Source organism: Moorena sp. SIO3H5, from assembly GCF_010692395.1.
Taxonomy (GTDB): domain Bacteria; phylum Cyanobacteriota; class Cyanobacteriia; order Cyanobacteriales; family Coleofasciculaceae; genus Moorena.
Genome location: NZ_JAAHHS010000755.1, coordinates 1 through 1433 on the forward strand (window position 1 = coordinate 1; position 1433 = coordinate 1433).

Sequence of the window (1433 nt, forward strand, 5' to 3'; positions counted from 1 at the left end):
TTCGCTTATAGCTGCGGCGCTCCAAACGATGCACCAGTTGAATAAATAGATCGATAGCTCTATCGGTGATGATATGAAATCGCTGCCAGCAGAAGGCCACCAGCAGGGTATAGCGAGTAGAGGGTGGATGCTGTCGCATTTCACTGAGGGTTTCAGTCTCCACCCGCAATCGGTAGCGTTCAATCACAGCCGATGAGACTTTTCCAAATGGATTGTCTGGTAACCCGAGACTCTTTATGAGTTCTAGCTTAGATAAGTCAGATAGTAAACTGTTGATGCTCAGTGAACCGGGGTCTGCTTTGAGTTGATTGAGGCCGAATTCATCCGGGTCTAACCGATAAATATCAGCTTCATTCCCCAACAATTTATCCAAAGCTTGGCAACAGGTTGGGGACAACTGTTCAGTCACCGTTGCCCATAGCTGTCTTTCAAATTGGCGTCGGGCGGAGTCCAGCAATCGACTCATGCGCCCAGGCGTGGGAGCCTCTATTTTTAATTGACGCAGATGGTCGTAGAATGCCTGACGCACATGGGTTTCATTCGCCTGATGGGGCAAGACGTGTTCAATTAACCAGCCATGAACATCGTCAAAGTCAGCCTTGCTACAGGGACGAAAGCCAAAGTACTCTCGGATTTCAACCCGGTGATAGACTATCGCTCGACCGGACCAATCATACTCTTGATAGTCTGTGACCGGACAATGAAGCTGCTGGGCAATGTGGGCTTGGACACAGCGGGGAATTTCGTTCTTCTGCAACGGAAAGCGTCCCTCATATTCAAAAAATTTGAGCAACAGCGCAAACCCCATGCGATTGGCTCCCCGCTTCTGTTTGATTAGGTCTAATCCATTCGGGGCTAATTGCCAGTGGTCATGGAGTTCATTAGTGGACCATGTACGTTTCATTTAATACGTCTGGATAGATGACGCATTGAGCATAAAATATCAAGAATATCAATAAGCTAAACTTATGATTAAGCTGTTGCCTTTATGACTACATTGCAAAATATTAAGCCCTGAAGCCTATGTATATCAATTGATTTGAGCTTATTGCACTTGGTGACAGTAACCCTTCAATTACCCCTAATAGGCAGTTCGATGCGAAAGGTTGTACCTTGCTCTGGAGCGGACTCACAAGCCAAATAGCCTTGATGCTTATCGACTACGATTTGATAGCTAATGGAAAGCCCTAGACCTGTTCCCTTGCCTACTGGCTTAGTTGTAAAAAATGCCTCAAATATCTGATTTTGAATTGCAGACGGAATGCCAGGACCACAGTCATTAATGCTAATGGCTACTTTATTGTCATCTAAGACGGCTGTTTGAATAGTGATTTTAGGTTGTAGTTGGGCAGCAGTCTCCATGGCATCAATGGCATTACTCAAAAGATTCATAAAGACCCGATTGAGCTGACTTGCATAACATTCCACTAGTG

2 protein-coding genes are annotated in these 1433 nt (G+C 45.5%); both read right to left on the bottom strand.

The genetic code is table 11. The features are described 5' to 3' along the window. Positions 1-904 (bottom strand): DUF4158 domain-containing protein (locus tag F6K52_RS36260; RefSeq protein ID WP_293090055.1); only part of this gene is annotated, 904 nt, incomplete at its 3' end. A gap of 167 nt (positions 905-1071) precedes the next feature. Further along, positions 1072-1433: ATP-binding protein (locus F6K52_RS36265; RefSeq protein ID WP_293090057.1), on the bottom strand; the 362-nt coding region annotated here is incomplete at its 5' end.